General features: G+C 57.7%; 23 protein-coding genes and 1 pseudogene. 17 read left to right on the top strand and 7 right to left on the bottom strand.

What is annotated here, in order from left to right; all coding sequences use genetic code 11:
* Positions 1-57 precede the first annotated feature (57 nt).
* Complete coding sequence (gene cyaA, locus CWM57_RS25810; RefSeq protein ID WP_002883383.1) at positions 58-2,610, top strand: class I adenylate cyclase; 2,553 nt, start codon at positions 58-60, stop codon at positions 2,608-2,610.
* Between the two features lie 133 nt (positions 2,611-2,743).
* On the opposite strand, the gene cyaY is transcribed toward cyaA, so the two are convergent.
* Complete coding sequence (cyaY, locus tag CWM57_RS25805; RefSeq protein ID WP_061156192.1) at positions 2,744-3,064, bottom strand: iron donor protein CyaY; 321 nt, start codon at positions 3,062-3,064, stop codon at positions 2,744-2,746.
* Positions 3,065-3,326: 262 nt separating this feature from the next.
* On the opposite strand from cyaY, the gene lptM reads away from it, so the two are divergent.
* The 8 genes from lptM to corA all read left to right on the top strand — a co-directional run bounded on the left by lptM (position 3,327) and on the right by corA (position 10,241).
* A complete protein-coding gene (gene lptM / locus CWM57_RS25800; protein ID WP_002883392.1) occupies positions 3,327-3,530 on the top strand; it encodes an LPS translocon maturation chaperone LptM in 204 nt (67 codons plus the stop codon).
* Between the two features lie 35 nt (positions 3,531-3,565).
* Complete coding sequence (gene dapF / locus CWM57_RS25795) at positions 3,566-4,390, top strand: diaminopimelate epimerase (RefSeq protein ID WP_002883394.1); 825 nt, start codon at positions 3,566-3,568, stop codon at positions 4,388-4,390.
* A complete protein-coding gene (locus CWM57_RS25790; protein WP_061156191.1) occupies positions 4,387-5,094 on the top strand; it encodes a DUF484 domain-containing protein in 708 nt (235 codons plus the stop codon). The genes dapF and CWM57_RS25790 overlap by 4 nt, the downstream gene beginning before the upstream one ends.
* Positions 5,091-5,993 carry a tyrosine recombinase XerC gene (xerC, locus tag CWM57_RS25785; protein ID WP_074387410.1) on the top strand — a complete coding sequence of 301 codons (903 nt, stop codon included), beginning with the start codon at positions 5,091-5,093 and terminating at the stop codon, positions 5,991-5,993. The genes CWM57_RS25790 and xerC overlap by 4 nt, the downstream gene beginning before the upstream one ends.
* A complete protein-coding gene (gene yigB, locus CWM57_RS25780) occupies positions 5,993-6,709 on the top strand; it encodes a 5-amino-6-(5-phospho-D-ribitylamino)uracil phosphatase YigB (protein ID WP_074387409.1) in 717 nt (238 codons plus the stop codon). The genes xerC and yigB overlap by 1 nt, the downstream gene beginning before the upstream one ends.
* A 63-nt stretch (positions 6,710-6,772) precedes the next feature.
* Positions 6,773-8,935 (top strand): DNA helicase II, encoded by a 2,163-nt coding sequence (gene uvrD, locus CWM57_RS25775; RefSeq protein WP_074387408.1) that lies wholly within the window; start codon positions 6,773-6,775, stop codon positions 8,933-8,935.
* Between the two features lie 148 nt (positions 8,936-9,083).
* On the top strand, positions 9,084-9,140 hold the full coding sequence (gene ysgD, locus CWM57_RS28485; RefSeq protein ID WP_349815745.1) for a YsgD/CorL family protein: 57 nt from the start codon (positions 9,084-9,086) through the stop codon (positions 9,138-9,140).
* Positions 9,141-9,290: 150 nt separating this feature from the next.
* Positions 9,291-10,241: a magnesium/cobalt transporter CorA gene (corA, locus tag CWM57_RS25770; RefSeq protein ID WP_012543234.1), complete on the top strand. Its 951-nt coding sequence runs from the start codon at positions 9,291-9,293 to the stop codon at positions 10,239-10,241.
* Positions 10,242-10,284: 43 nt separating this feature from the next.
* Here the strand turns inward: corA and rarD are convergent, their stop codons facing one another.
* Together rarD and yigI are read right to left on the bottom strand one after the other, a co-directional pair.
* On the bottom strand, positions 10,285-11,178 hold the full coding sequence (rarD, locus tag CWM57_RS25765; RefSeq protein ID WP_061156188.1) for an EamA family transporter RarD: 894 nt from the start codon (positions 11,176-11,178) through the stop codon (positions 10,285-10,287).
* Positions 11,179-11,226: 48 nt separating this feature from the next.
* Positions 11,227-11,691: an acyl-CoA thioesterase YigI gene (yigI, locus tag CWM57_RS25760; protein ID WP_061156187.1), complete on the bottom strand. Its 465-nt coding sequence runs from the start codon at positions 11,689-11,691 to the stop codon at positions 11,227-11,229.
* Positions 11,692-11,843: 152 nt separating this feature from the next.
* Between yigI and pldA the strand changes: the two genes are divergently transcribed.
* The 3 genes from pldA (at position 11,844) to rhtC (ending at position 15,280) form a co-directional block, all read left to right on the top strand.
* Positions 11,844-12,704, top strand: a complete 861-nt coding sequence (gene pldA / locus CWM57_RS25755; protein WP_061156186.1) for a phospholipase A — start codon at positions 11,844-11,846, stop codon at positions 12,702-12,704.
* 67 nt (positions 12,705-12,771) lie between these two features.
* A complete protein-coding gene (gene recQ, locus CWM57_RS25750; protein WP_061156185.1) occupies positions 12,772-14,598 on the top strand; it encodes an ATP-dependent DNA helicase RecQ in 1,827 nt (608 codons plus the stop codon).
* A 61-nt stretch (positions 14,599-14,659) separates the two neighbouring features.
* On the top strand, positions 14,660-15,280 hold the full coding sequence (gene rhtC, locus CWM57_RS25745; protein ID WP_061156184.1) for a threonine export protein RhtC: 621 nt from the start codon (positions 14,660-14,662) through the stop codon (positions 15,278-15,280).
* Positions 15,281-15,325: 45 nt separating this feature from the next.
* Here rhtC and CWM57_RS28480 read toward each other — a convergent pair.
* Positions 15,326-15,400: pseudogene (locus CWM57_RS28480) on the bottom strand (hypothetical protein); the annotation flags it as partial.
* Positions 15,401-15,433: 33 nt separating this feature from the next.
* Positions 15,434-16,054: a homoserine/homoserine lactone efflux protein gene (gene rhtB / locus CWM57_RS25740; RefSeq protein WP_074387406.1), complete on the bottom strand. Its 621-nt coding sequence runs from the start codon at positions 16,052-16,054 to the stop codon at positions 15,434-15,436.
* Positions 16,055-16,163: 109 nt separating this feature from the next.
* On the opposite strand from rhtB, the gene pldB reads away from it, so the two are divergent.
* The 3 genes from pldB (at position 16,164) to CWM57_RS25725 (ending at position 18,989) form a co-directional block, all read left to right on the top strand.
* Positions 16,164-17,156: a lysophospholipase L2 gene (gene pldB / locus CWM57_RS25735; RefSeq protein WP_061156182.1), complete on the top strand. Its 993-nt coding sequence runs from the start codon at positions 16,164-16,166 to the stop codon at positions 17,154-17,156.
* 44 nt (positions 17,157-17,200) lie between these two features.
* Complete coding sequence (yigL, locus tag CWM57_RS25730) at positions 17,201-18,001, top strand: sugar/pyridoxal phosphate phosphatase YigL (protein ID WP_017899394.1); 801 nt, start codon at positions 17,201-17,203, stop codon at positions 17,999-18,001.
* 88 nt (positions 18,002-18,089) lie between these two features.
* Entirely contained in the window at positions 18,090-18,989 is a 900-nt protein-coding gene (locus CWM57_RS25725; protein WP_012969187.1) for a carboxylate/amino acid/amine transporter, read from the top strand.
* On the opposite strand, the gene metR is transcribed toward CWM57_RS25725, so the two are convergent.
* Positions 18,877-19,830: an HTH-type transcriptional regulator MetR gene (metR, locus tag CWM57_RS25720; RefSeq protein WP_071839141.1), complete on the bottom strand. Its 954-nt coding sequence runs from the start codon at positions 19,828-19,830 to the stop codon at positions 18,877-18,879. The two genes, CWM57_RS25725 and metR, sit on opposite strands and share 113 nt — an antisense overlap.
* A 236-nt stretch (positions 19,831-20,066) precedes the next feature.
* Between metR and metE the strand changes: the two genes are divergently transcribed.
* Complete coding sequence (metE, locus tag CWM57_RS25715) at positions 20,067-22,331, top strand: 5-methyltetrahydropteroyltriglutamate--homocysteine S-methyltransferase (protein WP_100676575.1); 2,265 nt, start codon at positions 20,067-20,069, stop codon at positions 22,329-22,331.
* A 55-nt stretch (positions 22,332-22,386) separates the two neighbouring features.
* Here the strand turns inward: metE and CWM57_RS25710 are convergent, their stop codons facing one another.
* On the bottom strand, positions 22,387-23,199 hold the full coding sequence (locus CWM57_RS25710; protein ID WP_074387404.1) for a dienelactone hydrolase family protein: 813 nt from the start codon (positions 23,197-23,199) through the stop codon (positions 22,387-22,389).
* 272 nt (positions 23,200-23,471) lie between these two features.
* On the opposite strand from CWM57_RS25710, the gene udp reads away from it, so the two are divergent.
* Entirely contained in the window at positions 23,472-24,233 is a 762-nt protein-coding gene (gene udp, locus CWM57_RS25705) for a uridine phosphorylase (RefSeq protein ID WP_002883419.1), read from the top strand.
* Positions 24,234-24,362: the final 129 nt, after the last annotated feature.

The raw sequence follows: 24,362 nt of genomic DNA, 5'->3' as shown, positions 1-24,362 counted from the left end.
ATACTGAAATCCTCCGTACTATTGTACTTCGGGTTTTTGAACATCAGGCGATATGTCTTGTACCTCTATATTGAGACACTGAAACAGAGACTGGATGCCATCAACCAATTGCGCGTGGATCGCGCGCTTGCTGCCATGGGACCCGCTTTCCAGCAGGTTTACAGTCTACTGCCAACGTTACTACATTATCATCACCCGCTGATGCCGGGTTACCTTGACGGTAACGTTCCCCGTGGCATTTGCCTCTACACGCCTGATGAAACCCAACGCCACTATCTTGAAGAACTGGAACTGCATCGCGGCATGCAGACCCAGGAGCCGCCGAAAGGCGAGTTGCCGATCACCGGCGTCTACTCGATGGGCAGTACTTCCTCCGTTGGTCAGAGCTGTTCTTCCGATCTTGATATCTGGGTATGTCACCAGGCCTGGCTGGATAGCGAAGAGCGCCAGCTGCTGCAGCGAAAATGCAGCCTGCTTGAGAGCTGGGCGGCATCGCTCGGCGTGGAAGTCAGCTTCTTCCTGATCGACGAAAACCGCTTCCGTCATAATGAAAGTGGTAGCCTCGGCGGCGAAGACTGCGGTTCGACTCAGCATATCCTGTTGCTCGATGAGTTCTATCGCACCGCGGTGCGTCTCGCCGGCAAGCGTATTCTGTGGAATATGGTGCCGTGCGATGAAGAAGAGCATTACGATGATTACGTCATGGGGCTGTATGCCCAGGGCGTGCTGACGCCTAACGAATGGCTCGATCTCGGCGGCCTCAGTTCACTGTCGGCGGAAGAGTACTTCGGCGCCAGCCTGTGGCAGCTGTATAAGAGTATCGACTCCCCCTATAAAGCAGTGCTGAAAACGCTGCTGCTGGAAGCCTACTCCTGGGAATATCCCAATAACCGCCTGTTGGCGAAAGATATCAAACAGCGTCTACACGACGGCGAGATTGTCTCCTTCGGCCTCGACCCGTACTGCATGATGCTGGAGCGCGTGACTACCTATCTGCAGGCCATCGAAGATGAAACCCGCCTCGACCTGGTGCGCCGCTGCTTCTATCTGAAAGTCTGTGAAAAACTCAGCCGCGAACGCGCCTGTGTCGGCTGGCGTCGCGAAGTCGTCAGCCAGCTGGTGAATGCCTGGGGCTGGGACGAAAAGCGTCTAATGATGCTCGACAATCGCGCCAACTGGAAAATCGATGAAGTGCGCAAGGCGCACAACGAACTGCTCGACGCCATGATGCAGAGCTATCGTAATCTGATCCGCTTCGCGCGGCGCAATAATCTCAGCGTCTCCGCCAGCCCTCAGGATATTGGCGTGCTGACGCGTAAGCTGTATGCGGCTTTTGAAGCGCTGCCGGGGAAAGTGACGCTGGTGAACCCGCAAATTTCGCCGGATCTGTCGGAACCGAACCTGACCTTTATCCACGTGCCGCCGGGCCGCGCCAACCGTACCGGTTGGTATCTGTATAACCGCGCGCCGGATATGGAATCGATCATCAGCCATCAGCCGCTGGAATATAACCGTTATCTTAATAAGCTGGTGGCCTGGGCCTGGTTTAACGGCCTGCTGACCTCACGCACCCGCCTGTTTATTAAGGGCAACGGCATCGTCGATCTGGCGAAGCTGCAGGAGATGGTGGCCGACGTGTCGCACCATTTCCCACTGCGCCTGCCGGCGCCGACGCCAAAAGCGCTGTACAGCCCGTGCGAAATCCGCCATCTGGCGATTATCGTCAACCTCGAATATGACCCGACCGCGGCCTTCCGCAACCAGGTGGTGCACTTCGATTTCCGTAAGCTGGATGTTTTCAGCTTTGGCGAAGAGCAAAAATGCCTGATCGGCAGCGTCGACCTGCTGTATCGCAACTCGTGGAACGAAGTGCGTACGCTGCACTTTAACGGCGAGCAGGCGATGATCGAAGCGCTGAAGACGATTCTCGGCAAAATGCATCAGGACGCCGCGCCGCCGGACAGCGTGGAGGTGTTCTGCTATAGCCAGCACCTGCGCGGCCTGATCCGTACCCGCGTGCAGCAGATGATCTCCGAATGCATCGAACTGCGTCTCTCCAGTACCCGCCAGGATACCGGGCGCTTCAAAGCGCTGCGCGTCTCCGGCCAGACCTGGGGGCTGTTCTTCGAGCGTCTTAACGTTTCGGTGCAGAAGCTGGAAAACGCCATTGAGTTCTACGGCGCTATCTCGCACAACAAGCTTCATGGCCTGTCGGTACAGGTGGAAACCAATCACGTTAAGCTGCCGGCGGTAGTGGACGGCTTCGCCAGCGAAGGGATTATTCAGTTCTTCTTTGAAGACGCGGATAACAACGACAGCGGCTTTAACATCTATATTCTTGATGAGAGCAACCGCGCGGAGGTGTATCACCACTGCGAGGGCAGCAAAGAGGAGCTGGTGCGCGACGTCAGCCGCTTCTATTCGTCATCGCACGATCGTTTCACCTACGGCTCCAGCTTCATCAACTTCAACCTGCCGCAGTTCTATCAGATTGTCGAGGTAGACGGGCGCACCCAGGTGATCCCATTCCGCACCCAGGCGATTGCCGCTGCGATACCCACCAGCCAGGACGTTACCGCCTCGCCGGTACTGCAGCAGCGCTACTCGTAGATTTGGCCCGGATAAGGCGTGAGCCGCTATCCGGAGATATGCCCTGCTGGCGCTGCGCTTAGCAGGGCTACGGTTCTATGTCGTCAGGTAGCCCGGATAAGGCGCGATGCGCCGCCATCCGGGAAACACGTCATTAACGGAAGCTCACCGTCTCACCGGCCTGATTGCTCGCCGCCTGCTCCAGCAAATCCCAGAAGGTCTCGCCGCTACGATCGCAGATCCACTCGTCGCCTTTGAGATCGAAGTGATAGCCGCCCTGTTTGGTGGCCAGCCACACCTGGTGCAGCGGCTCCTGACGGTTAATAATGATTTTGCTGCCGTTTTCAAAGCTGATGGTCAGCACGCCGCCGTTGATTTCGCAATCGATGTCGCTGTCGCCGTCCCAGTCGTCCAGACGTTCTTCGATGGTCATCCACAGGCTATCCGCCAGGCGATGGAATTCACTGTCGTTCATAGTTATATACCCTAAATAATTCGAGTTGCAGGAAGGCGGCGACGCAGGGAGTCCCAGGAGCTTACTCCAGTAAGTGACTGGGGCGAGCGAGGAAAGCCAACGTACATGCAGCTTGAATTATAACGGGTATAGCCTGCTTTTTTGAAGATGGCGGCAGTATAGCGCGAAACAAAAGCGCGCGCAGTCGGATGCTAAACGCTTGCTTTTACGTCTTCTCCTGCGATGATAGAAAGCAGAAAGAATGAATCACGGGCAACTATCAATGAAAAACGTTTTTCCTACGCTTGCCGTTTTGTTTGCGATCTTCAGCCTGACCGGCTGCGGTCTGAAAGGGCCTCTCTATTTCCCGCCGGCGGACAAAACCGCGCCGCCGCCGACCAAACCGGTTAACCCAGGCATTCAGAGCGCAACGCCGGATCGTAACGATCGTGGCGATACCGGTGGTCCGAGCCAGGTCAATTACTAACGATAACGTTCTGTTCCGCGCAACTGGAGTAGATGATGCAGTTCTCTAAAATGCATGGCCTTGGCAACGATTTTATGGTCGTTGACGCGGTAACGCAGAATGTTTTTTTCTCGCCGGAGCTGATTCGCCGCCTGGCGGATCGCCACCTTGGCGTCGGGTTCGATCAACTGTTGGTCGTCGAGCCGCCCTACGATCCCGATCTGGATTTCCATTACCGGATCTTTAACGCCGACGGCAGCGAAGTGTCGCAGTGCGGCAACGGCGCGCGCTGTTTTGCCCGCTTTGTCCGGCTGAAAGGCCTGACCAATAAACGTGATATCCGCGTGAGTACGGCCAATGGGCGTATGGTATTAAGCGTAACGGAAGACGATCTGGTGCGGGTGAATATGGGCGAGCCCAACTTTGAGCCGTCCCAGGTGCCGTTCCGCGCCAACAAAGCGGAAAAGACCTATATCATGCGTGCCGCCGAGCAGACAGTATTGTGCGGTGTGGTTTCCATGGGGAACCCACACTGCGTTATCCAGGTGGATGACGTGGATACGGCGGCCGTGGAAACGCTGGGCCCGGTGATGGAAAGCCACGAGCGTTTTCCGGAGCGCGCCAATATCGGCTTTATGCAGGTGGTCGGCCGGTCCCATATCCGTCTGCGCGTCTACGAGCGCGGGGCGGGGGAAACCCAGGCCTGCGGCAGCGGCGCCTGCGCCGCGGTGGCGGTGGGGATCCAGCAGGGGCTGCTGGCTGAAACAGTACGTGTGGAATTACCCGGCGGTCGTCTTGATATCGCCTGGAAAGGCCCGGGCCAGCCGCTGTTTATGACCGGCCCGGCGGCCCATGTCTATGATGGATTTATTCATTTATGAAACCAATCGGGGAAGAACAGCAGGAGGTTGCCAGCGCGTTGAACGATCGTGCGGTGGTGGACTATCTGTTGCAACATCCTGAATTTTTTATTCGTAATGCCGCCCAGGTCGAACATATCCGCGTCCCGCATCCGGTCCGCGGTTCGATTTCGCTGGTGGAGTGGCACATGATGCGGGCGCGTAACCATATTCATGTGCTGGAAGAGAATATGTCGCTGCTGATGGAGCAGGCGGTCACCAATGAAAGCCTGTTCCAGCGCCTGCTGCAGCTACAAACGCGGCTGGCGGCTGCGGAGAGCCTCGACGATATGCTCAACCGCCTTCATCGCTGGGCTCGCGAACTGGGGCTGGCTGGCGCTACGGTGCGCCTGTTCCCTGACAGCTGGCGCCTCGGCGCGCCATCGAAGTTTACCCATCTGGCGTTAAACCGGCAGGCGTTTGAGCCGATCCGTATTCAACGTCTGGGCCAGGCGCGCCACTATCTTGGGCCGCTGAACGGTCCGGAGCTGCTGGTGGTGCTACCGGAAGCGAAGGCCATTGGATCCGTGGCGATGTCGATGCTGGGCGGTGATAACGCTCCGGGCGTGATGCTCTTTAGCAGCCGCGATGCGCAGCATTATCAGTCAGGGCAGGGGACGCAGTTGCTGCAGGAAATTGCGCAGATGCTCCCTGGCCTGCTGGAGCGCTGGATTGAACGCGCATGACCGACTCTCCGCTGTTCGCCTGGGTCGACCGCTTCCTGCGCTATCTCGGCGTTGAGCGTCAGCTTAGCCCGATTACGCTGACTAACTACCAGCGTCAGCTGGACGCGTTGATCGCCCTGGCGGATGAGGCTGGGCTGAAAAGCTGGCAGCAGTGCGATGCCGCTCAGGTGCGTAGCTTTGCGGTTCGCAGCCGCCGTGCGGGTTTAGGCCCGGCGAGCCTGGCGCTGCGGCTTTCCGCCCTGCGCAGTTTCTTTGACTGGATGGTCAGTCAGGGCGAGCTGGCCGCGAACCCGGCGAAGGGGATTGCGGCGCCGAAAATTCCCCGCCACTTGCCGAAAAATATTGACGTCGATGACGTCAATCGGCTGCTGGATATCGACCTCAACGACCCACTCGCGGTGCGCGACCGGGCGATGCTGGAAGTGATGTACGGCGCAGGTCTGCGTCTGTCGGAGTTGGTCAACCTTGATATTAAGCACCTCGACCTTGAAAGTGGAGAGGTTTGGGTGATGGGCAAAGGCAGCAAAGAACGTCGTTTGCCGATCGGTCGCAACGCGGTGACGTGGATTGAGCACTGGCTGGATTTGCGCGGCCTGTTCGGCACTGACGACGACGCGCTGTTTTTGTCGAAGCTGGGTAAGCGCATTTCGGCTCGCAACGTGCAGAAGCGGTTTGCCGAGTGGGGGATTAAACAGGGGCTGAACAGCCATGTGCACCCGCACAAGCTGCGCCACTCCTTTGCCACCCATATGCTGGAGTCCAGCGGCGATCTGCGCGGCGTGCAGGAGCTGCTGGGCCATGCTAACCTCTCCACCACTCAAATCTATACCCATCTTGACTTTCAACACCTTGCCTCGGTGTACGATGCCGCGCATCCGCGCGCTAAACGGGGGAAATAATGCGTTTTTACCGACCTCTGGGCCCGATCTCCGCGCTGACGTTTGACCTGGACGACACCCTTTATGATAACCGCCCGGTGATTGACCGGACGATGCACGAATCGCTGGCCTTTGTGCGCAATTACCATCCGTCGCTCAGCCAGTTTGACGCCCATGAGCTTAACCAGCTGCGCCAGACGCTGCTGGCTTCCGAGCCTGAGATCTACCACGACGTCACTCTCTGGCGCCACCGCGCGCTGGAGTTAGGGATGCGTAACGCCGGACTCTCCGCCGAAGCGGCGAAAGCGGGCGCTGAGGCGGCGATGGAAAACTTCGCGCACTGGCGCAGTCGGGTCGATGTTCCGCAGGAGACCCACGATACGCTGGCGAAGCTGGCACAGAAGTGGCCGCTGGTGGCCATCACCAATGGTAACGCCCGCCCGGAGCTGTTCGGCCTGAGCGACTATTTCCGCTTCGTGTTGCGTGCCGGTCCGGATGGTCGTTCCAAGCCATTTGCCGATATGTACCACCTGGCGGCGGAGCGTCTGGATTTACCGCTCGGGCACATTCTGCACGTCGGCGATGATCTGACGACCGACGTTGCTGGTTCGCTGCGCTGCGGGATGCAGGCCTGCTGGATCAAACCGCAAGGCGCGGACCTGATGCACACCGCGGACAGCCGCCTGCTGCCGCATATTGAAATTTCACGGTTGGCATCTCTGACCTCGCTGATATAATCACCAGTCACTCTGTATATATTAACAGGGGTTCGTGGAACCCCTTCTCTTCCGGCGGTGCCAATGGACGTTTCTTACCTGCTCGACAGCCTTAATGACAAACAGCGTGAAGCCGTAGCCGCTTCGCGCACCAATATGCTGGTTCTGGCAGGGGCGGGCAGTGGCAAGACGCGCGTTCTGGTGCACCGTATTGCCTGGCTGCTGAGCGTGGAGAACTGCTCGCCGTACTCAATTATGGCGGTGACCTTTACCAACAAAGCGGCGGCGGAAATGCGCCACCGTATCGGCCAACTGATGGGCACTACCCAGGGCGGCATGTGGGTGGGCACCTTCCACGGCCTGGCGCACCGCCTGCTGCGTGCGCACCATCTGGACGCCAACCTGCCGCAGGATTTTCAAATCCTCGATAGCGAAGACCAGCTGCGTCTGCTGAAGCGTCTGATTAAGGCGATGAACCTGGACGAGAAGCAATGGCCGCCGCGTCAGGCGATGTGGTACATCAACAGCCAGAAAGATGAAGGGCTGCGCCCGCATCACATTCAGAGCTACGGCAACCCGGTGGAGCAGACCTGGCAGAAGGTCTATCAGGCCTACCAGGAAGCCTGCGACCGCGCCGGGCTGGTGGATTTCGCTGAGCTGCTGCTGCGTGCGCACGAGCTATGGCTGAACAAGCCGCATATCCTGCAGCACTACCGTGAGCGTTTCACCAATATCCTCGTCGATGAATTCCAGGACACCAACAACATCCAGTACGCCTGGATCCGCCTGCTGGCGGGCGATACCGGCAAGGTGATGATCGTCGGCGATGATGACCAGTCGATTTACGGCTGGCGCGGTGCGCAGGTTGAGAACATTCAGCGCTTCCTCAACGACTTCCCCGGCGCGGAAACTATTCGCCTGGAGCAGAACTATCGTTCAACCAGCAATATTCTTAGCGCTGCCAACGCCCTGATTGAAAACAACAACGGGCGCCTGGGCAAGAAACTGTGGACCGACGGCGCCGACGGCGAGCCGATTTCGCTGTACTGCGCCTTCAACGATCTCGATGAAGCGCGCTTCGTGGTGAACCGAATTAAAACCTGGCAGGAGAACGGCGGTGCGCTGGAGCAATGCGCCATTCTCTATCGCAGTAACGCCCAGTCGCGCGTGCTGGAAGAAGCGCTGCTGCAGGCCAGCATGCCGTATCGTATCTACGGCGGTATGCGCTTCTTCGAACGTCAGGAAATCAAAGATGCACTCTCTTATCTGCGCCTGATTGCCAACCGTAACGACGATGCAGCGTTTGAGCGGGTGGTCAATACGCCGACTCGCGGCATCGGCGATCGTACGCTGGACGTGGTGCGCCAGACGTCGCGCGATCGTCAGCTGACGCTATGGCAGGCCTGCCGCGAGCTGCTGAAAGATAAAGTGCTGGCTGGCCGTGCCGCCAGCGCTCTGCAACGCTTTATGGAGTTGATTGACGCCCTGGCGCAGGAGACCGCCGATATGCCGCTACATGTCCAGACCGATCGGGTGATTAAAGACTCCGGGCTGCGCGCGATGTATGAGCAGGAGAAAGGCGAGAAGGGTCAGACCCGTATTGAAAACTTAGAGGAACTGGTGACGGCGACGCGCCAGTTCAGCTACAACGAAGAAGATGAAGACCTGATGCCGCTGCAGGCGTTCCTCTCCCACGCCGCGCTGGAAGCGGGCGAAGGGCAGGCGGATACCTGGCAGGACGCGGTTCAACTGATGACCCTGCACTCGGCGAAAGGGCTGGAGTTCCCGCAGGTGTTTATCGTCGGCGTCGAAGAAGGGATGTTCCCGAGCCAGATGGCGCTTGATGAAGGTGGCCGTCTGGAAGAAGAGCGTCGTCTGGCCTACGTTGGCGTAACGCGCGCCATGCAGAAGCTGACGCTGACCTACGCCGAAACCCGCCGTCTGTACGGCAAAGAGGTTTATCACCGCCCGTCGCGCTTTATCGGGGAGTTGCCGCAGGAGTGCGTAGAAGAAGTGCGTCTGCGGGCTACGGTGAGCCGCCCGGTAAACCATCAGCGGCTGGGCGCGCCGATTGCCGAGAGCGATACCGGCTACAAGTTAGGTCAGCGGGTGCGTCATCCGAAGTTTGGCGAAGGCACTATTGTCAACCTCGAAGGCAGCGGCGAGCACAGCCGGCTGCAGGTGGCTTTTCAGGGCCAGGGAATCAAATGGCTGGTGGCGGCTTACGCACGGCTTGAGGAAGTGTAACATTAAGAAAAATATCATTATTTTGTAATAATCTGCTACCTTTATACGTTAAGGCGCCTGATTTGCGCTTTCGCGTTCCGTTGCGTGTTGACGCCGATTTTGCGCTGGCGTAACATGCGCGCACGATTACGCTAAGAGGACATTCGCCTTGGACACACCCAGTAGATGCTGGCTCAACTTCCTGTCATTCAGGAACAACTCCTAAGGCTATCCTCTTATGCTGATAGCCTTAGCGGTTGTCAGCGACCTGCCCCATTCCCGTCGCGCTGAGTCAGGCTTAATGGTCTGAAACCCAATTTGTTTCTGTGTGCCCACCGAACTGTCCGATAATTTTTTTGCATTGGGAGTCCCGGTCATGCTGAGCGCATTTCAACTGGAAAACAATCGTTTAACGCGCCTGGAAGCCGATGAGATCAAGCACCTCGCCAGCTCGGTGTGGGTCGATCTGGTCGAGCCTGACGACGATGAGCGAAGCCGCGTGCAGACGGAACTGGGTCAGAACCTGGCGACGCGCCCGGAACTGGAAGATATCGAAGCCTCCGCGCGTTTCTTTGAAGATGAAGATGGGTTACACATCCACTCCTTCTTCTTTTTTGAAGATGCCGAAGATCACGCTGGCAACTCTACCGTGGCGTTTACCATCCGCGAAGGCCGCCTGTTCACGCTGCGCGAGCGCGAACTGCCCGCTTTCCGCTTGTACCGTATGCGCGTGCGTAACCAGACGCTGGTCGACGGTAACGCCTATGAACTGCTACTCGACCTGTTCGAAACCAAAATCGAGCAGCTGGCGGATGAAATTGAAAACATCTACAGCGACCTGGAAAAGCTGAGCCGCGTGATTATGGAAGGCCATCAGGGCGACGAGTACGACGAAGCGCTGTCGACGCTGGCGGAACTGGAAGATATCGGCTGGAAGGTGCGCCTCTGTCTGATGGATACCCAGCGCGCGCTGAACTTCCTCGTGCGTAAGGCGCGCCTGCCGGCAGGCCAGCTGGAGCAGGCGCGGGAGATCCTGCGCGATATCGAATCCCTGCTGCCGCACAACGAATCGCTGTTCCAGAAGGTGAACTTCCTGATGCAGGCGGCGATGGGTTTCATCAATATCGAGCAGAACCGCATCATCAAGATCTTCTCGGTGGTGTCGGTGGTGTTCCTGCCGCCGACCCTGGTGGCGTCCAGCTACGGGATGAACTTTGAATTTATGCCGGAGCTGCACTGGAGCTTCGGCTACCCGGGGGCGATCGTCTTTATGATGCTGGCCGGCCTGGCGCCGTATCTCTACTTCAAGCGTAAAAACTGGCTGTAAAAAAAGGGAGCGTCGGCTCCCTTTTTTACTGGCTGAGGGAGGCTTAGCCTCTGCGCAGCCGGCGCTGGGTATACAGCGCATCGACGATAAACACCGCCAGCGCGACCCAGATAAAGCCAAAGGTCACCATTTTATCCTTGCCCGGCACTTCGCCGTAGAACGTCACCGCCAGCAGGAACATCAGTGTCGGACCGATGTACTGGAAGAAACCCAGCGTCGACAGGCGCAGGCGGGTTGCCGCGCCGGTGAAGCACAGCAGGGGAATGGTGGTTACCACGCCCGCGGCCATCAGCAGCAGATTGAGCGACCAGGGGTTTTCCCCCATATGGCTGGTCGGGCTATCGGTGATGCCGAACAGCCAGATTGCCGCCACCGGCAGAAGCCACAGTGTTTCCACCAACATACCGGTCTGCGCGTCGACAGCAATTTTCTTCCGCACCAGGCCGTAAAAGGCAAAGCTGAAGGCCAGTCCAAGGCCGATTACCGGCAGCGAACCAAAGGTCCACAGCTGCACCAGCACGCCGCAAAAGGCGAGGATCACCGCCAACCACTGCAGGCGACGGAAGCGTTCGCCGAGGAAAATCATGCCTAACAGAATGTTCACCAGCGGGTTAATAAAGTAGCCGAGGCTGGCTTCCAGCATATGGTGGTTATTCACCGCCCAGATGAAGAGCAGCCAGTTGCCGCCGACCAGCACCGCAGAGAGCGCCAGCAGGAAGATCTTGCGCGGCGTCTTCAGCAGCTTTTTCACCTGCGGCCACTGGCGGCTGACGCTGATGAGCGCCACCATGAAGAAGAAGGACCAGATCACGCGATGGGTCAGAATTTCATCGGCGGGAACATAGTAGATAAGTTTGAAGTACGCTGGCGCGATACCCCATATAAAGTAGGCGGCGAGGGCCAGAATGATCCCTAACCGCGTCTGTTTCGCATCCATCGGTAAAATCCATTGCCAAAGAGAGTGATGTTACTCGATTTTGGCCAATCAACCCACCATATAGGTGGCCGTAGCGCTGGCAATATAGACCTGAGCTTCGTTATGCAGTTCCACGCGGGCTACCGCCACTTTATTGCCGGCGCGCAGCAGGCTGCTGGTGGCGGTAAACCGTTCGCCGCGGCCCGGACGCAGGTAGTCCACGCGCAGGTCGATGGTTCCCATGCGGGAGAGGCGCTGACGCAGCTCTTCTTCGTTGATGGTGTCATGGCGGGTGAGGGTGCTACCGACGCAGACCAGACCAGCGGCGACGTCCAGCGCGGAGGCGATCACTCCGCCATGCAAAATACTCTGCGCCCAGTTGCCGACCATCATCGGCTGATTATTAAAGCTGAGCTGGGCAAACGCTTTTTCATAGCGATCCAGTTCGAGGCCGAGGGCGCGGTTAAACGGCATGTGATAGACGAAAATCTCCCCCACCAGTTTCAGCGCTGCTTCGGCAGTAAGTTCAGACATAACACCGGTTCCATTCGTTAACAAAATGTTGATTTTATGCTTCTAAAATATTGATTTCCACTTTCGGAGCGGATTAAGGGGCAGGTGATTAATAAACAGGTAGAATGGCTTTGGGTTAAACAAAAATAAAAACTATTTATCAGGAGACCAGCATGCGTATCTCTTTGGCCAGCCTGGTGGCGCTGTGCGCGCTACCGGCCGGTGTTATGGCGCAGGATGCGTCGGTTCACGACAAACCTGCCGTGCGCGGCAGCATTATCGCCAACCTGCTCCAGGACCATGATAATCCTTTCCTGCTCTATCCTTATGAGAGCAACTATCTGCTCTACACATGGACCAGTGACCTCAATAAAGAGGCGATCCGCAGCTATGACTGGGCCGAAAACGCCCGTAAAGATGAAGTGAAATTTCAGCTGAGTCTGGCGTTCCCGCTGTGGCGTGGCATCCTGGGCGATAATTCGCTGCTCGGCGCATCGTATACCCAGAAATCCTGGTGGCAGCTTTCCAACAGCAAAGAGTCGGCGCCGTTTCGCGAGACTAATTACGAACCACAGCTGTTTTTGGGCTTTGCGACTGACTATCAGTTTGCTGGCTGGACGCTGCGCGACATCGAGATGGGGTATAACCACGACTCGAATGGTCGTTCCGACCCTACCTCGCGCAGCTGGAACCGGCTTTATGCCCGCCTGATGGCGCAAAACGGCAACTGGCTGGTGGAAGTGAAGCCCTGGTACGTGGTGGGCAACACCGATGATAACCCGGATATCACCAAATATATGGGCTATTACCGGCTGAAGGTGGGTTACCAACTGGGAGAGGCGATCCTCAGCGCGCAGGGGCAATATAACTGGAACACCGGCTATGGCGGGGCGGAGCTCGGCGTGAGCTATCCCATTACCAAACATGTTCGCGCCTATACGCAGATCTACAGCGGTTACGGCGAATCGCTTATCGACTACAACTTTAATCAAACGCGCGTCGGCGTCGGGCTAATGCTCAACGATCTGTTTTAATCGTTGCACTCTGGCTCACAGGCGCTGAAAATAGCGCCTGTTTTCTTTTCAGGCAAATGGGGTCAACGTGGCACAGGCGGAAGTATTAAATCAGGAATCGCTGGCGAAGCAGGTTTTACAAGAGACCTTCGGCTACCAGCAGTTCCGTCCTGGCCAGGAAACGATTATCGAGACGGTGCTCGAGGGCCGTGACTGCCTGGTGGTCATGCCGACCGGTGGCGGTAAGTCGCTGTGCTATCAAGTGCCGGCGCTGGTCATGGGCGGTTTGACGGTGGTGGTCTCGCCGCTGATCTCGCTGATGAAGGACCAGGTCGATCAACTGCTGGCCAACGGCGTGGCGGCGGCTTGTCTGAACTCGACGCAAAGCCGCGAGCAGCAGCAGGAAGTGATGGCCGGCTGTCGCAGCGGGCAGATTCGTCTGCTGTATATCGCGCCGGAAAGGTTGATGCTGGATAACTTTCTTGAGCATCTGACGAACTGGAACCTAGCGATGCTGGCGGTAGACGAAGCGCACTGTATCTCCCAGTGGGGCCATGATTTCCGCCCGGAATATGCCGCGCTGGGCCAGCTGCGCCAGCGGATGCCGCAGATCCCGTTTATGGCATTGACCGCCACCGCCGATGACACTACCCGCCGTGATATCGTCCGTCTGCTCGGGCTTAACGATCCGCTGATTCAGGTCAGCAGCTTCGACCGGCCGAACATCCGCTATATGCTGATGGAGAAATTCAAACCGCTCGATCAACTGATGCGCTACGTTCAGGATCAGCGCGGCAAATCGGGCATCATCTACTGCAACAGCCGCTCGAAAGTGGAAGATACCGCAGCGCGTTTGCAGAGCCGCGGCATCAGCGCAGCGGCTTACCATGCTGGTCTGGAAAACGCCGTCCGCGCCGACGTGCAGGAGAAATTCCAGCGTGACGATCTGCAGATCGTGGTGGCGACGGTGGCCTTCGGGATGGGCATCAACAAGCCGAACGTCCGTTTTGTGGTGCACTTCGATATCCCGCGCAATATTGAATCCTACTATCAGGAAACCGGCCGCGCCGGGCGTGATGGCCTGCCGGCGGAAGCGATGCTGTTTTATGATCCGGCGGATATGGCGTGGCTGCGCCGCTGTCTGGAAGAAAAGCCCGCCGGGCCGCTGCAGGATATCGAGCGGCATAAGCTGAATGCGATGGGGGCGTTTGCCGAAGCGCAAACCTGTCGTCGTCTGGTGCTACTGAACTACTTTGGCGAAGGGCGCCAGGAGCCGTGCGGCAACTGCGATATCTGTCTTGATCCGCCAAAGCAGTACGATGGCTTAATGGATGCACGCAAGGCGCTTTCAACGATTTACCGGGTGAATCAACGTTTCGGGATGGGTTACGTGGTGGAGGTCCTGCGCGGGGCCAACAACCAGCGCATCCGTGACATGGGCCACGATAAGCTGCCGGTTTACGGCATCGGCCGGGAGCAGAGCCACGAACACTGGGTGAGCGTGATCCGCCAACTGATTCATCTTGGGCTGGTGACGCAGAATATTGCTCAGCACTCCGCACTGCAGCTGACCGAAGCCGCACGACCGGTTCTGCGCGGCGAGGTGCCGCTGCAGCTCGCCGTGCCGCGTATCGTGGCGCTGAAGCCGAAGGCGATGCAGAAATCCTTTGGCGGCAATTACGACCGCAAGCTGTTTGCCAAGCTGCGCAAATTGCGTAAAGCGATCGCCGACGAAGAGAATATCCCGCCATACGTGGTCTTCAACGACGCGACGCTGATCGAGATGGCGGAACAGTCGCCACTCACCGCCGGGGAGATGCTCAGCGTCAACGGCGTGGGGACGCGCAAACTTGAGCGTTTCGGTAAAGAATTCATGGCATTGATACGTGCTCATGTCGATGGTGATGATGAGTAGTCAGCCGCGGGAAAAGGTGCCAGAATAGTTTCCCTCTTCACTATTTTCCTGCGAGTTAACTATGCTGATGCTTTTCCTCACCGTGGCGCTGGTGCATATCATTGCGCTGATGAGCCCGGGGCCGGACTTTTTCTTTGTCTCACAAACGGCCATCAGCCGCTCACGCAGAGAGGCGATGATGGGTGTGCTGGGGATCACCTGCGGCGTGATGGTCTGGGCGGGTGTTGCCCTGCTCGGCCTGAACCTGATCCTCGCGCAGATGGCGTGGCTGCATAACATCATTATGGTCGGTGGCGGCCTGTATCTGTGCTGGATGGGCTACCAGATGCTGCGCGGCGCGCTGAAAAAAGAGGCGGTGGCCTCGGCGGAGCCGCAGGTGGAGCTGGCCCGCAGTGGGCGCAGCTTCGTGAAGGGATTGCTGACCAATCTGGCGAATCCGAAAGCGATTATCTATTTCGGCTCGGTGTTCTCGCTGTTCGTGGGTGACAGCGTCGGTGCTGGTGCGCGCTGGGGTATTTTCCTGCTGATTATCGTTGAGACGCTGGCCTGGTTTATGGTGGTTGCCAGCCTGTTCGCCCTGCCAGGGATGCGCCGCGGCTATCAGCGGATGGCGAAGTGGATCGATGGTATCGCCGGTACGCTGTTTGCGGGCTTCGGCATCCACCTGATTATCTCGCGTTAACCGGCATGCTGTTTCCCACCCGGCTGTTTCCGGGTGGGGAAAGTGTCAGTGGCGAAGCCGCTGCAGCTCATCCTCAGCCAGACCGGTCATTTCCATAATGGCTGCGTCATCAGTAATCCTCCATGCTGCGGCACGCGCTGCGCCAGCTTATATTCAGGCGTGACGGGCGGAGGCGAGCAGCGCCCCGACCAGCATAAACAGCGAACCAAAGACTTTGTTCAGTGCCTTCATCTGCTTTGGCCCTTTAATCCACGCTGAAATGCGCTGCGCCAGGGTCGCATAGCCAATCATCACAATGATATCGACGACGATGGTGGTGACACCCAGAACGAGATACTGCATCAGCTGCGGCTGGTGCGGCAGGATAAACTGTGGAAACAGAGCGGCCAGAAAAACAATGCTTTTGGGATTGGTGAGATTCACGAACACCGCGCGCTGGAACAGTTTGCCGCGCGTCTGCGCCTTCGCCAGCGTATTCAGGTCGATGGCCCCAGCCGCCCGCCATTGCTGGATCCCCAGCCAGATCAGGTAGGCTGCACCGGCCCATTTCAGCACTTCAAAGGCCAGCACCGAGCGGGAGAACAGGGTGCCGAGACCGACGCCAACCAGCACGATATGAATAACCAGACCAGTCTGCAAACCGGCAATCGACGCCGCCGCGCCGCGGTAACCGTGGTTAATGGAGGTGGTCATGGTATTAATCGCGCCGGAACCCGGCGACAGGCTGAGAATGATTGATGTCAGCAGGTAGGCGAACCACCACTCAATGGTCATGAGAAACTCCCTGATTGTCTGTTTTTATGCCACAATACGCTATTGTGTCAGCATTGTGTGATACACGGCAAAAAAACGATTTTCAGCGGTTAACAGGGGTGTAAACCCGATGTTTGGGCAGAAAAAGGACTGGGAAACACGAGAAAACGCGTTTGCGGCCTTTAGCATGGGGCCGCTGACGGATTTCTGGCGACAGCGCGAAGAGGCTGAATTTAAAGGCGTCGATGATGTACCGGTACGCTTTGTTCGCTTTTGCGCGCAAAATAACGATCGTCTGGTGCTGATTTGCCCCGGGCGCATTGAAAGCTACGTGAAGTATGCAGAAGTCGCCTACGATCTCTTTCACAGCGGCTTTGACGTGATGATTATTGACCATCGCGGCCAGGGACGCTCGGGCCGCCTGCTCTCTGATACCCACCGCGGACACGTCGTTAACTTCAGCGACTATGTCGATGACCTGGCGGCGCTCTGGCAGCAGCAGGTGGTCCCCGGACACTGGCGAAAACGGTTTATCCTCGCTCACTCTATGGGCGGGGCGATTGCCACGCTTTTTCTGCAACGTTACCAGGCGCATTGCGATGCGATTGCGCTCTGCGCGCCGATGTTCGGAATTATCATTCGGCTTCCGGACTGGATGGTGCGCCATATTCTCGACTGGGCTGAGGGCCATCAGCGCATTCGTGAAGAGTATGCCATCGGCACCGGGCGCTGGCGGGCGCTGCCTTTTGCCGTTAACGTGCTGACGCACAGTCGACAACGCTATCGTCGCAACTTGCGCTTCTATGCCGATGAACCGCGACTGCAGGTCGGCGGCCCTACCTGGCACTGGGTGCGTGAGGGCATGCTTGCCGGCGAGGAAGTATTGGCGAATGTCGAGAAAGATACGGCTCCGACGCTGCTTTTGCAGGCGGAGGAGGAGCGGGTGGTCGATAATCTGATGCACGACCGCTATTGTGAATTACGGGCCACTGCTGGCCATCCCTGTGAGGGCGGTAAGCCGCTCGTCATCAAAGGGGCATACCATGAGATCCTTTTTGAAAAGGACGATATGCGCTCAGTCGCGCTAAATGCCATCGTCGAGTTTTTCAATCGACATACTTAATCCGACGATAACGCTCGTCGCCCTGCTTAGAGGTTAACTTTTTTATGTACCAGGTTGTTGCGTCTGATTTAGACGGCACGCTGCTTTCCCCCGATCATTTCCTGACCCCGTATGCCAAAGAGACGCTGAAGCTGCTGACCGCTCGTGGGATCAATTTCGTCTTCGCCACTGGCCGTCACTACATCGACGTCGGGCAGATCCGCGATAATCTCGGCATCCGGTCGTACATGATCACCTCTAACGGCGCCCGCGTTCACGATAGCGATGGCCAGCAAATCTTCGCCCATAACCTCGACCGCGATATTGCCGCCGACCTGTTTGAGATCGTGCGTAACGACCCGAAAATCGTCACTAACGTCTATCGGGAAGACGAGTGGTATATGAACCGCCATCGTCCGGAAGAGATGCGCTTCTTCAAGGAGGCGGTGTTTAACTACAAGCTGTATGAGCCGGGCGAACTGGATCCGCAGGGGATCAGCAAAGTGTTCTTTACCTGCGAGGATCACGAGCATCTTCTGCCGCTTGAACAGGCGATGAACGCCCGCTGGGGCGATCGTGTGAACGTCAGCTTCTCCACCTTAACCTGCCTGGAAGTCATGGCGGGTGGGGTATCGAAGGGACATGCGCTGGAGGCGGTGGCGAAAATGCTTGGCTACAGTCTTTCCGATTGCATCGCCTTCGGCGACGGCATGAACGACGCCGAGATGCTGTCGATGGCCGGCAAGGGTTGCATCATGGCCAATGCCCATCAGCGGCTGAAGGATCTGCATCCGGAACTGGAAGTGATCGGCAGCAACGCCGACGATGCGGTCCCGCATTACCTGCGTAAGCTATACCTCGATTGAAAAAGATTGACGACTGACTAATTAGTGTTCAGTCGTCAACTTAACTCTTCGCTACAATGCCTGTTCTTTATCCAACGAGACGATCATTGTGGCGCTGTTAATTATCACCACTATCCTGTGGGCCTTTTCTTTTAGCCTGATTGGCGAATACCTGGCCGGTAGCGTCGACAGCTATTTTTCGGTGCTGATGCGCGTGGGTCTGGCGGCGCTGGTGTTTCTGCCTTTCCTGCGCACGCGCGGCCAGTCTCCGCGCACGATCGTGCTCTATATGCTGGTGGGCGCGATGCAGCTTGGCATCATGTATCTGCTGGCTTTCCGCGCCTATCTCTATCTGACGGTCTCGGAGTTTCTGCTGTTTACCGTATTTACCCCGCTGTATATCACGCTGATCTACGACCTGCTCAGCGGACGTAAGCTGCGCTGGGGCTATCTGCTGAGCGCCGCGCTGGCGGTGCTGGGGGCGGCGATTATCCGCTATGACAAAGTCAGCGATCATTTCTGGACCGGGCTGTTACTGGTACAGCTGTCAAATCTTTGCTTCGCCATCGGTATGGTGGGGTATAAGCGTCTGATGGAGGTGCGTCCGATGCCGCAGCACAATGCCTTTGCCTGGTTCTATGTCGGGGCCTTTATCGTGGCGGTGGCGGCGTGGTTTATGCTGGGCAACCCCCAGAAGCTGCCGACCACCACGCTGCAGTGGAGCGTACTGGTGTGGCTCGGCGTGGTGGCTTCAGGGCTGGGCTACTTTATGTGGAACTATGGCGCCACGCAGGTGGATGCCGGTACGTTGGGGATCATGAATAACGTCCATGTCCCCGCCGGGCTACTGGTTAACCTTGCCATCTGGCAGGAGCAGCCGCACTGGCCGAGCTTTATTAGCGGAGCGTTGGTGATCCTGGCCTCGCTGTGGGTACATCGCCGCTGGGTCGCTCCGCACTCCGGACAAACGGCAGATGATCGCAGGCGTGGTTCCGCGCAGAGCGAATAAACGCTTCAGTAACCGGTTGACGCTGTTCGCCATCGCGGACGGCCGCGTACAGCCGGCTCCATAATCCCTCACCCAGGGTTTTGGTGACCACCAGACCCTGGCGTTCAAAGCTTTCCACCACCCAGTGCGGCAGCGCAGCGATGCCCATCCTTGCGGCCACCATCTGGATCAATAACAGCGTGTTATCGACACTTTTCAGCTGGGGACTGATGCCGGCCGGCTGCAGGAAGTGGCGCCAGATATCGAGGCGCCCGCGCTGCACGGGATAAATCAGCAGCGTTTCCGCGGCCAGGTCCTCTGGCGTAATCAGGGTCTTCATGGCTAGCGGGTGCTCGGGCGCCAGCACCAGACGCACCTCATAATCAAACATCGGCGAGTAGTGCAGACCGCTGCGCGGCAGGATATCGGAGGTCATCACCAGATCCAGTTCGCCCTGCTGCAGCGCAGGCTGCGGGTCGAAGGTCACTCCGGAATGGAAGTCGACCTCCACGTGCGGCCAGCGGGCGCGGAAATTCTCCAGCGCCGGCGTCAGCCACTGAATGCAGCTGTGACATTCGATAGCCAGGCGCAGCCGGGTCTGCTGCGGTTCGTTACAGTCCTGCAGGGCGCGAGCGATCTGCGGCAGCACCTGATTGGCCAACTGCAGAAGAATTTCCCCTTGCGGCGTGAAACGTAGTGGCTGGCTTTTACGCACAAACAAACGGAAGCCAAGGCGCTGTTCCAGATCGCTGAACTGGTGAGACAAGGCGGACTGGGTCTGGTGCAGGGCCGCTGCCGCGCCCGCCAGTGAACCGCTGTTCCGCAACGCTTGCAGCGTTTTCAGATGTTTAATTTCGATCATGAAAGTCCTTCACTTCGCCATGAGCAATTTGCGCTTGAGGAATATACAGTAACTGCCAATTATGGATGTGTAAACATCTGGATGGCTAAAATCCTTCGTCTTTTGAATTTATGGTGCGTTGGCTGCGTTCGCTCACCCCAGTCACTTACTTCAGTAAGCTCCTGGGGATGAGCAAACTTGCCGCCTTCCCTAAATACAAAATCCTTTGGATTAATAATTAATTAGAGGAAGAACACATGACAATTATTAACCACACCCTCGGTTTTCCTCGCGTTGGCCTGCGTCGCGAGCTGAAGAAAGCGCAAGAGAGCTACTGGGCGGGCAATAGCTCCCGTGAAGAACTTCTGGCTGTGGGGCGTGAGCTGCGCGCCCGGCACTGGGAGCAGCAGAAACAGGCGGGCGTTGATCTGCTGCCGGTGGGGGATTTCGCCTGGTACGACCATGTTCTGACTACCAGCCTGCTGCTGGGCAACGTGCCGGCTCGTCATCAGAACAAAGACGGATCCATCGATATCGACACCCTGTTCCGCATTGGCCGCGGCCGCGCGCCGACTGGCGAACCGGCCGCCGCTGCGGAAATGACCAAATGGTTTAACACCAACTATCACTACATGGTGCCGGAGTTCGTGAAGGGCCAGCAGTTCAAACTGACCTGGACCCAACTGCTGGATGAAGTAGACGAAGCGCTGGCGCTGGGCCACAAGATCAAGCCCGTGCTGCTGGGGCCGGTAACGTACCTGTGGCTGGGCAAAGTGAAAGGTGAACCGTTTGACCGTCTGAGCCTGCTGAATGACATCCTGCCGGTTTACCAGCAGGTGCTGGCCGAACTGGCGAAGCGTGGCATCGAGTGGGTGCAGATTGATGAACCGGCGCTGGTGCTGGAGCTGCCGCCAGCGTGGCTGGAGGCCTTTAAACCGGCTTATGACGCCCTGCAGGGCCAGGTGAAGCTGCTGCTGACCACCTATTTTGAAGGCATTAGCGACAATCTCACGACCATTGCTGCGCTACCGGTCCAGGGGCTGCACGTCGATCTGGTGCACGGCAAAGATGATATCGCCGAACTGCATAACCGCCTGCCGGCCGACTGGCTGCTGTCCGCGGGTCTGATCAATGGGCGCAACGTCTGGCGCGCCGATCTCACCGAAAAGTATGCGCAAATTAAAGACCTCGTCGGTAAACGCGACCTCTGGGTCGCGTCATCCTGCTCTCTGCTGCATAGCCCGATCGATCTGAGCGTGGAGACGCGCCTTGATGCGGAAGTGAAGAGCTGGTTCGCCTTCGCGTTGCAGAAATGCGGCGAGCTGGCGCTGCTGCGCGATGCGCTGAACAGCGGCGATACGGCGGCGATTACCGAGTGGAGCGCGCCCATCCAGGCCCGTCGCCATTCGACTCGTGTACACAACGCGGAAGTAGAAAAACGGCTGGCGGCGATCACCGCTCAGGACAGCCAGCGCGCCAGCCCTTATGAAGTTCGCGCTCAGGCACAGCGTCAACGCTTTAACCTGCCGGCATGGCCGACCACCACTATCGGGTCATTCCCGCAGACGACCGAGATCCGCGGCCTGCGCCTGGACTTCAAAAAGGGCAACCTGGATGCCAGTCATTATCGTACCGGGATTGCGGAACATATTAAGCAGGCGATTGTGGAGCAGGAGCGGTTAGGTTTAGACGTACTGGTGCACGGGGAAGCCGAGCGTAACGATATGGTGGAGTATTTCGGCGAACACCTGGACGGTTTCATCTTCACGCAAAACGGCTGGGTACAGAGCTATGGTTCCCGCTGCGTGAAACCGCCTGTGGTGATCGGCGACGTCAGCCGTCCGCAGGCGATCACCGTCGACTGGGCGAAGTACGCGCAGTCGCTGACCGACAAACCGGTGAAAGGGATGCTCACTGGACCGGTGACCATTCTGTGCTGGTCCTTCCCGCGGGAAGATGTCAGCCGTGAAACCATCGCGAAACAGATTGCGCTGGCGCTGCGTGATGAAGTGGCGGATCTGGAGGCGGCGGGGATCGGCATCATCCAGATTGATGAGCCGGCGTTGCGCGAAGGGTTACCGCTGAAGCGCAGCGACTGGGATGCCTATCTGCAGTGGGGTGTGGAAGCCTTCCGCCTTAATGCTGCGGTCGCCAAAGACGACACTCAGATCCACACCCACATGTGCTATTGCGAGTTCAACGACATCATGGACTCCATTGCCGCGCTGGATGCCGACGTGATCACCATTGAAACCTCGCGTTCCGATATGGAACTGCTGGAGTCGTTCGAAGCGTTTGAGTACCCCAATGAAATCGGGCCGGGGGTATATGATATTCACTCGCCGAACGTGCCGAGCGTGGAGTGGATCGAAGCGTTGCTGGCAAAAGCCGCGCAGCGTATCCCGGCGGAGCGGCTGTGGGTTAACCCGGACTGTGGCCTGAAAACTCGCGGCTGGCCGGAAACCCGCGCCGCGCTGGCGAATATGGTGCAAGCGGCACAGAATCTGCGCGAATCCGCCTGATAGTCAGGCGAAAAATAATAAGGAGGCATTTGCCTCCTTTTTTTGCATCGGGTGATTATCCTTTTTTACCGCCATACTGGGCAAACCACGCGAGCATTCGCTGCCAGCCGTCTTTGGCTGACTCTTCATGGTAGCTGGCGCGATAGTCGGCGTTAAAGGCATGATCGGCTTCGGGATAGACCACGATTTCCGCTGTGGCATTCGCCGCCCGCAGCGCCTGACGCATGGTCTCGATGGTGTCCTGTGGAATACTGGCGTCTCTAGCGCCGTACAGACCAAGTACCGGGGCGTTGAGATCAACGGCGATATCTACCGGATGCTTCGGTGAATTCAGCGATTTTTCTCCCACCAGCTTGCCGTACCAGGCCACGCCTGCCTTCAACTGCGGGTTATGCGCGGCATACAGCCAGGTAATGCGTCCGCCCCAGCAGAAGCCGGTGATTAGCAGACGATGGGCATCGCCGCCGTGGCGCGCCGCCCAGCTGGCGACATGGTCGAGATCCGCCAGCACCTGCGCGTCCGGCACCTTGGTAACCAGCTCTTTGAACAGGGTCGGGATATCGTGGTACTCATTCGGATCGCCCTGACGGAAGTACAATTCAGGCGCAATAGCCAGATAGCCTTCCTGCGCCAGGCGGCGACAAAGATCGCGAATATGTTCATGCACGCCGAAAATTTCCTGTACCACGATAACGATCGGCAGCGGACCGTCGGCATTTTTCGGGCGGGCGTGGTAGGCCGGCATGTTTTCACCCTGGGAGGGAATAGACGTCTCTCCGGCGATAATATGCTCTTCCGGCGTATGAACGGCGGTGGCGGCGTGTGGTGAAGCTGCAGGTGCGAATCCAGGTTGTTTGGTGGTGGTCATGGTATTCTCCGTACCCTTATTTATTAGCGCATCAGTAACTATAGACCCTTTGCCTTTAGTGCGGGCGGTAATAAAGCACAGTGCCTGAAAGCGGCTATCTTTTGTTCTGTGACGATGAATATAACTTGTTAATGTGATGTGTATCACCATTTACTGAAAAACAACTGCAATCATTATTGGTCTTGGTGACTATCATCACAAAATGTTGCCAGGGGCTTCTGTACAGTACCGTTTTGCTTCTGCTGATAATTCGACCCACAGAGGAGTTTTTTATGTCCAAGTCTGATGTTTTTCATCTCGGCCTCACCAAGAACGATTTACAAGGGGCTACGCTGGCTATCGTCCCTGGCGATCCGGAGCGTGTGGAAAAGATCGCCGCGCTGATGGATAAGCCGGTTAAGCTGGCATCCCACCGCGAATTTACCTCCTGGCGCGCGGAGCTGGACGGCAAACCGGTGATCGTCTGCTCCACCGGCATCGGCGGCCCGTCGACTTCTATCGCCGTGGAAGAGCTGGCGCAGCTGGGCGTGCGTACCTTCCTGCGTATCGGCACCACCGGCGCGATTCAACCGCACATTAACGTTGGCGATGTGCTGGTTACGACCGCTTCCGTTCGCCTGGACGGCGCCAGCCTGCACTTCGCGCCGATGGAATTCCCGGCCGTCGCAGACTTCGCCTGCACCACCGCTCTGGTGGAAGCGGCGAAATCTATTGGTGCCACCACCCATATCGGCGTGACCGCCTCTTCGGATACCTTCTACCCAGGCCAGGAGCGTTACGACACCTTCTCCGGCCGCGTGGTGAGCCGCTTCAAGGGCTCAATGGAAGAGTGGCAGGCAATGGGCGTGATGAACTATGAAATGGAATCCGCCACGCTGCTGACCATGTGCGCCAGCCAGGGCCTGCGTGCCGGGATGGTAGCTGGGGTTATCGTTAACCGTACCCAGCAAGAGATCCCTAACGCCGAAACCATGAAGCAAACCGAAAGCCACGCGGTCAAAATCGTCGTGGAAGCGGCGCGCCGTCTGCTGTAATTCAACACCTTCTCTTTCAGGCCGGATCCTCCGGCCTTTCTTTTTTGCGTCGCTCCTCGCAGGAAATTCCTTTTAAACTGGACGTTTGTACAGCACAATTCTATTTTGTGCCATCAGGTTATCGCAGGG

Origin of the sequence: Klebsiella sp. G-Nf4 (assembly GCF_002810615.1) — a bacterium.
GTDB classification, from domain to species: Bacteria; Pseudomonadota; Gammaproteobacteria; order Enterobacterales; family Enterobacteriaceae; genus Klebsiella; species Klebsiella variicola.
This window is presented reverse-complemented; position numbering and strand designations above follow the sequence as displayed.

Bases quoted from the DNA above. Each gene is read 5' to 3' on its own strand.
- cyaY (WP_061156192.1), bottom strand. From the start codon at position 3,064: ATGAACGACAGTGAATTCCATCGCCTGGCGGATAGCCTGTGGATGACC.
- lptM (WP_002883392.1), top strand. From the start codon at position 3,327: ATGAAAAACGTTTTTCCTACGCTTGCCGTTTTGTTTGCGATCTTCAGC.
- dapF (WP_002883394.1), top strand. From the start codon at position 3,566: ATGCAGTTCTCTAAAATGCATGGCCTTGGCAACGATTTTATGGTCGTT.
- CWM57_RS25790 (WP_061156191.1), top strand. From the start codon at position 4,387: ATGAAACCAATCGGGGAAGAACAGCAGGAGGTTGCCAGCGCGTTGAAC.
- xerC (WP_074387410.1), top strand. From the start codon at position 5,091: ATGACCGACTCTCCGCTGTTCGCCTGGGTCGACCGCTTCCTGCGCTAT.
- yigB (WP_074387409.1), top strand. From the start codon at position 5,993: ATGCGTTTTTACCGACCTCTGGGCCCGATCTCCGCGCTGACGTTTGAC.
- uvrD (WP_074387408.1), top strand. From the start codon at position 6,773: ATGGACGTTTCTTACCTGCTCGACAGCCTTAATGACAAACAGCGTGAA.
- corA (WP_012543234.1), top strand. From the start codon at position 9,291: ATGCTGAGCGCATTTCAACTGGAAAACAATCGTTTAACGCGCCTGGAA.
- rarD (WP_061156188.1), bottom strand. From the start codon at position 11,178: ATGGATGCGAAACAGACGCGGTTAGGGATCATTCTGGCCCTCGCCGCC.
- yigI (WP_061156187.1), bottom strand. From the start codon at position 11,691: ATGTCTGAACTTACTGCCGAAGCAGCGCTGAAACTGGTGGGGGAGATT.
- pldA (WP_061156186.1), top strand. From the start codon at position 11,844: ATGCGTATCTCTTTGGCCAGCCTGGTGGCGCTGTGCGCGCTACCGGCC.
- rhtC (WP_061156184.1), top strand. From the start codon at position 14,660: ATGCTGATGCTTTTCCTCACCGTGGCGCTGGTGCATATCATTGCGCTG.
- rhtB (WP_074387406.1), bottom strand. From the start codon at position 16,054: ATGACCATTGAGTGGTGGTTCGCCTACCTGCTGACATCAATCATTCTC.
- pldB (WP_061156182.1), top strand. From the start codon at position 16,164: ATGTTTGGGCAGAAAAAGGACTGGGAAACACGAGAAAACGCGTTTGCG.
- yigL (WP_017899394.1), top strand. From the start codon at position 17,201: ATGTACCAGGTTGTTGCGTCTGATTTAGACGGCACGCTGCTTTCCCCC.
- metR (WP_071839141.1), bottom strand. From the start codon at position 19,830: ATGATCGAAATTAAACATCTGAAAACGCTGCAAGCGTTGCGGAACAGC.
- metE (WP_100676575.1), top strand. From the start codon at position 20,067: ATGACAATTATTAACCACACCCTCGGTTTTCCTCGCGTTGGCCTGCGT.
- CWM57_RS25710 (WP_074387404.1), bottom strand. From the start codon at position 23,199: ATGACCACCACCAAACAACCTGGATTCGCACCTGCAGCTTCACCACAC.
- udp (WP_002883419.1), top strand. From the start codon at position 23,472: ATGTCCAAGTCTGATGTTTTTCATCTCGGCCTCACCAAGAACGATTTA.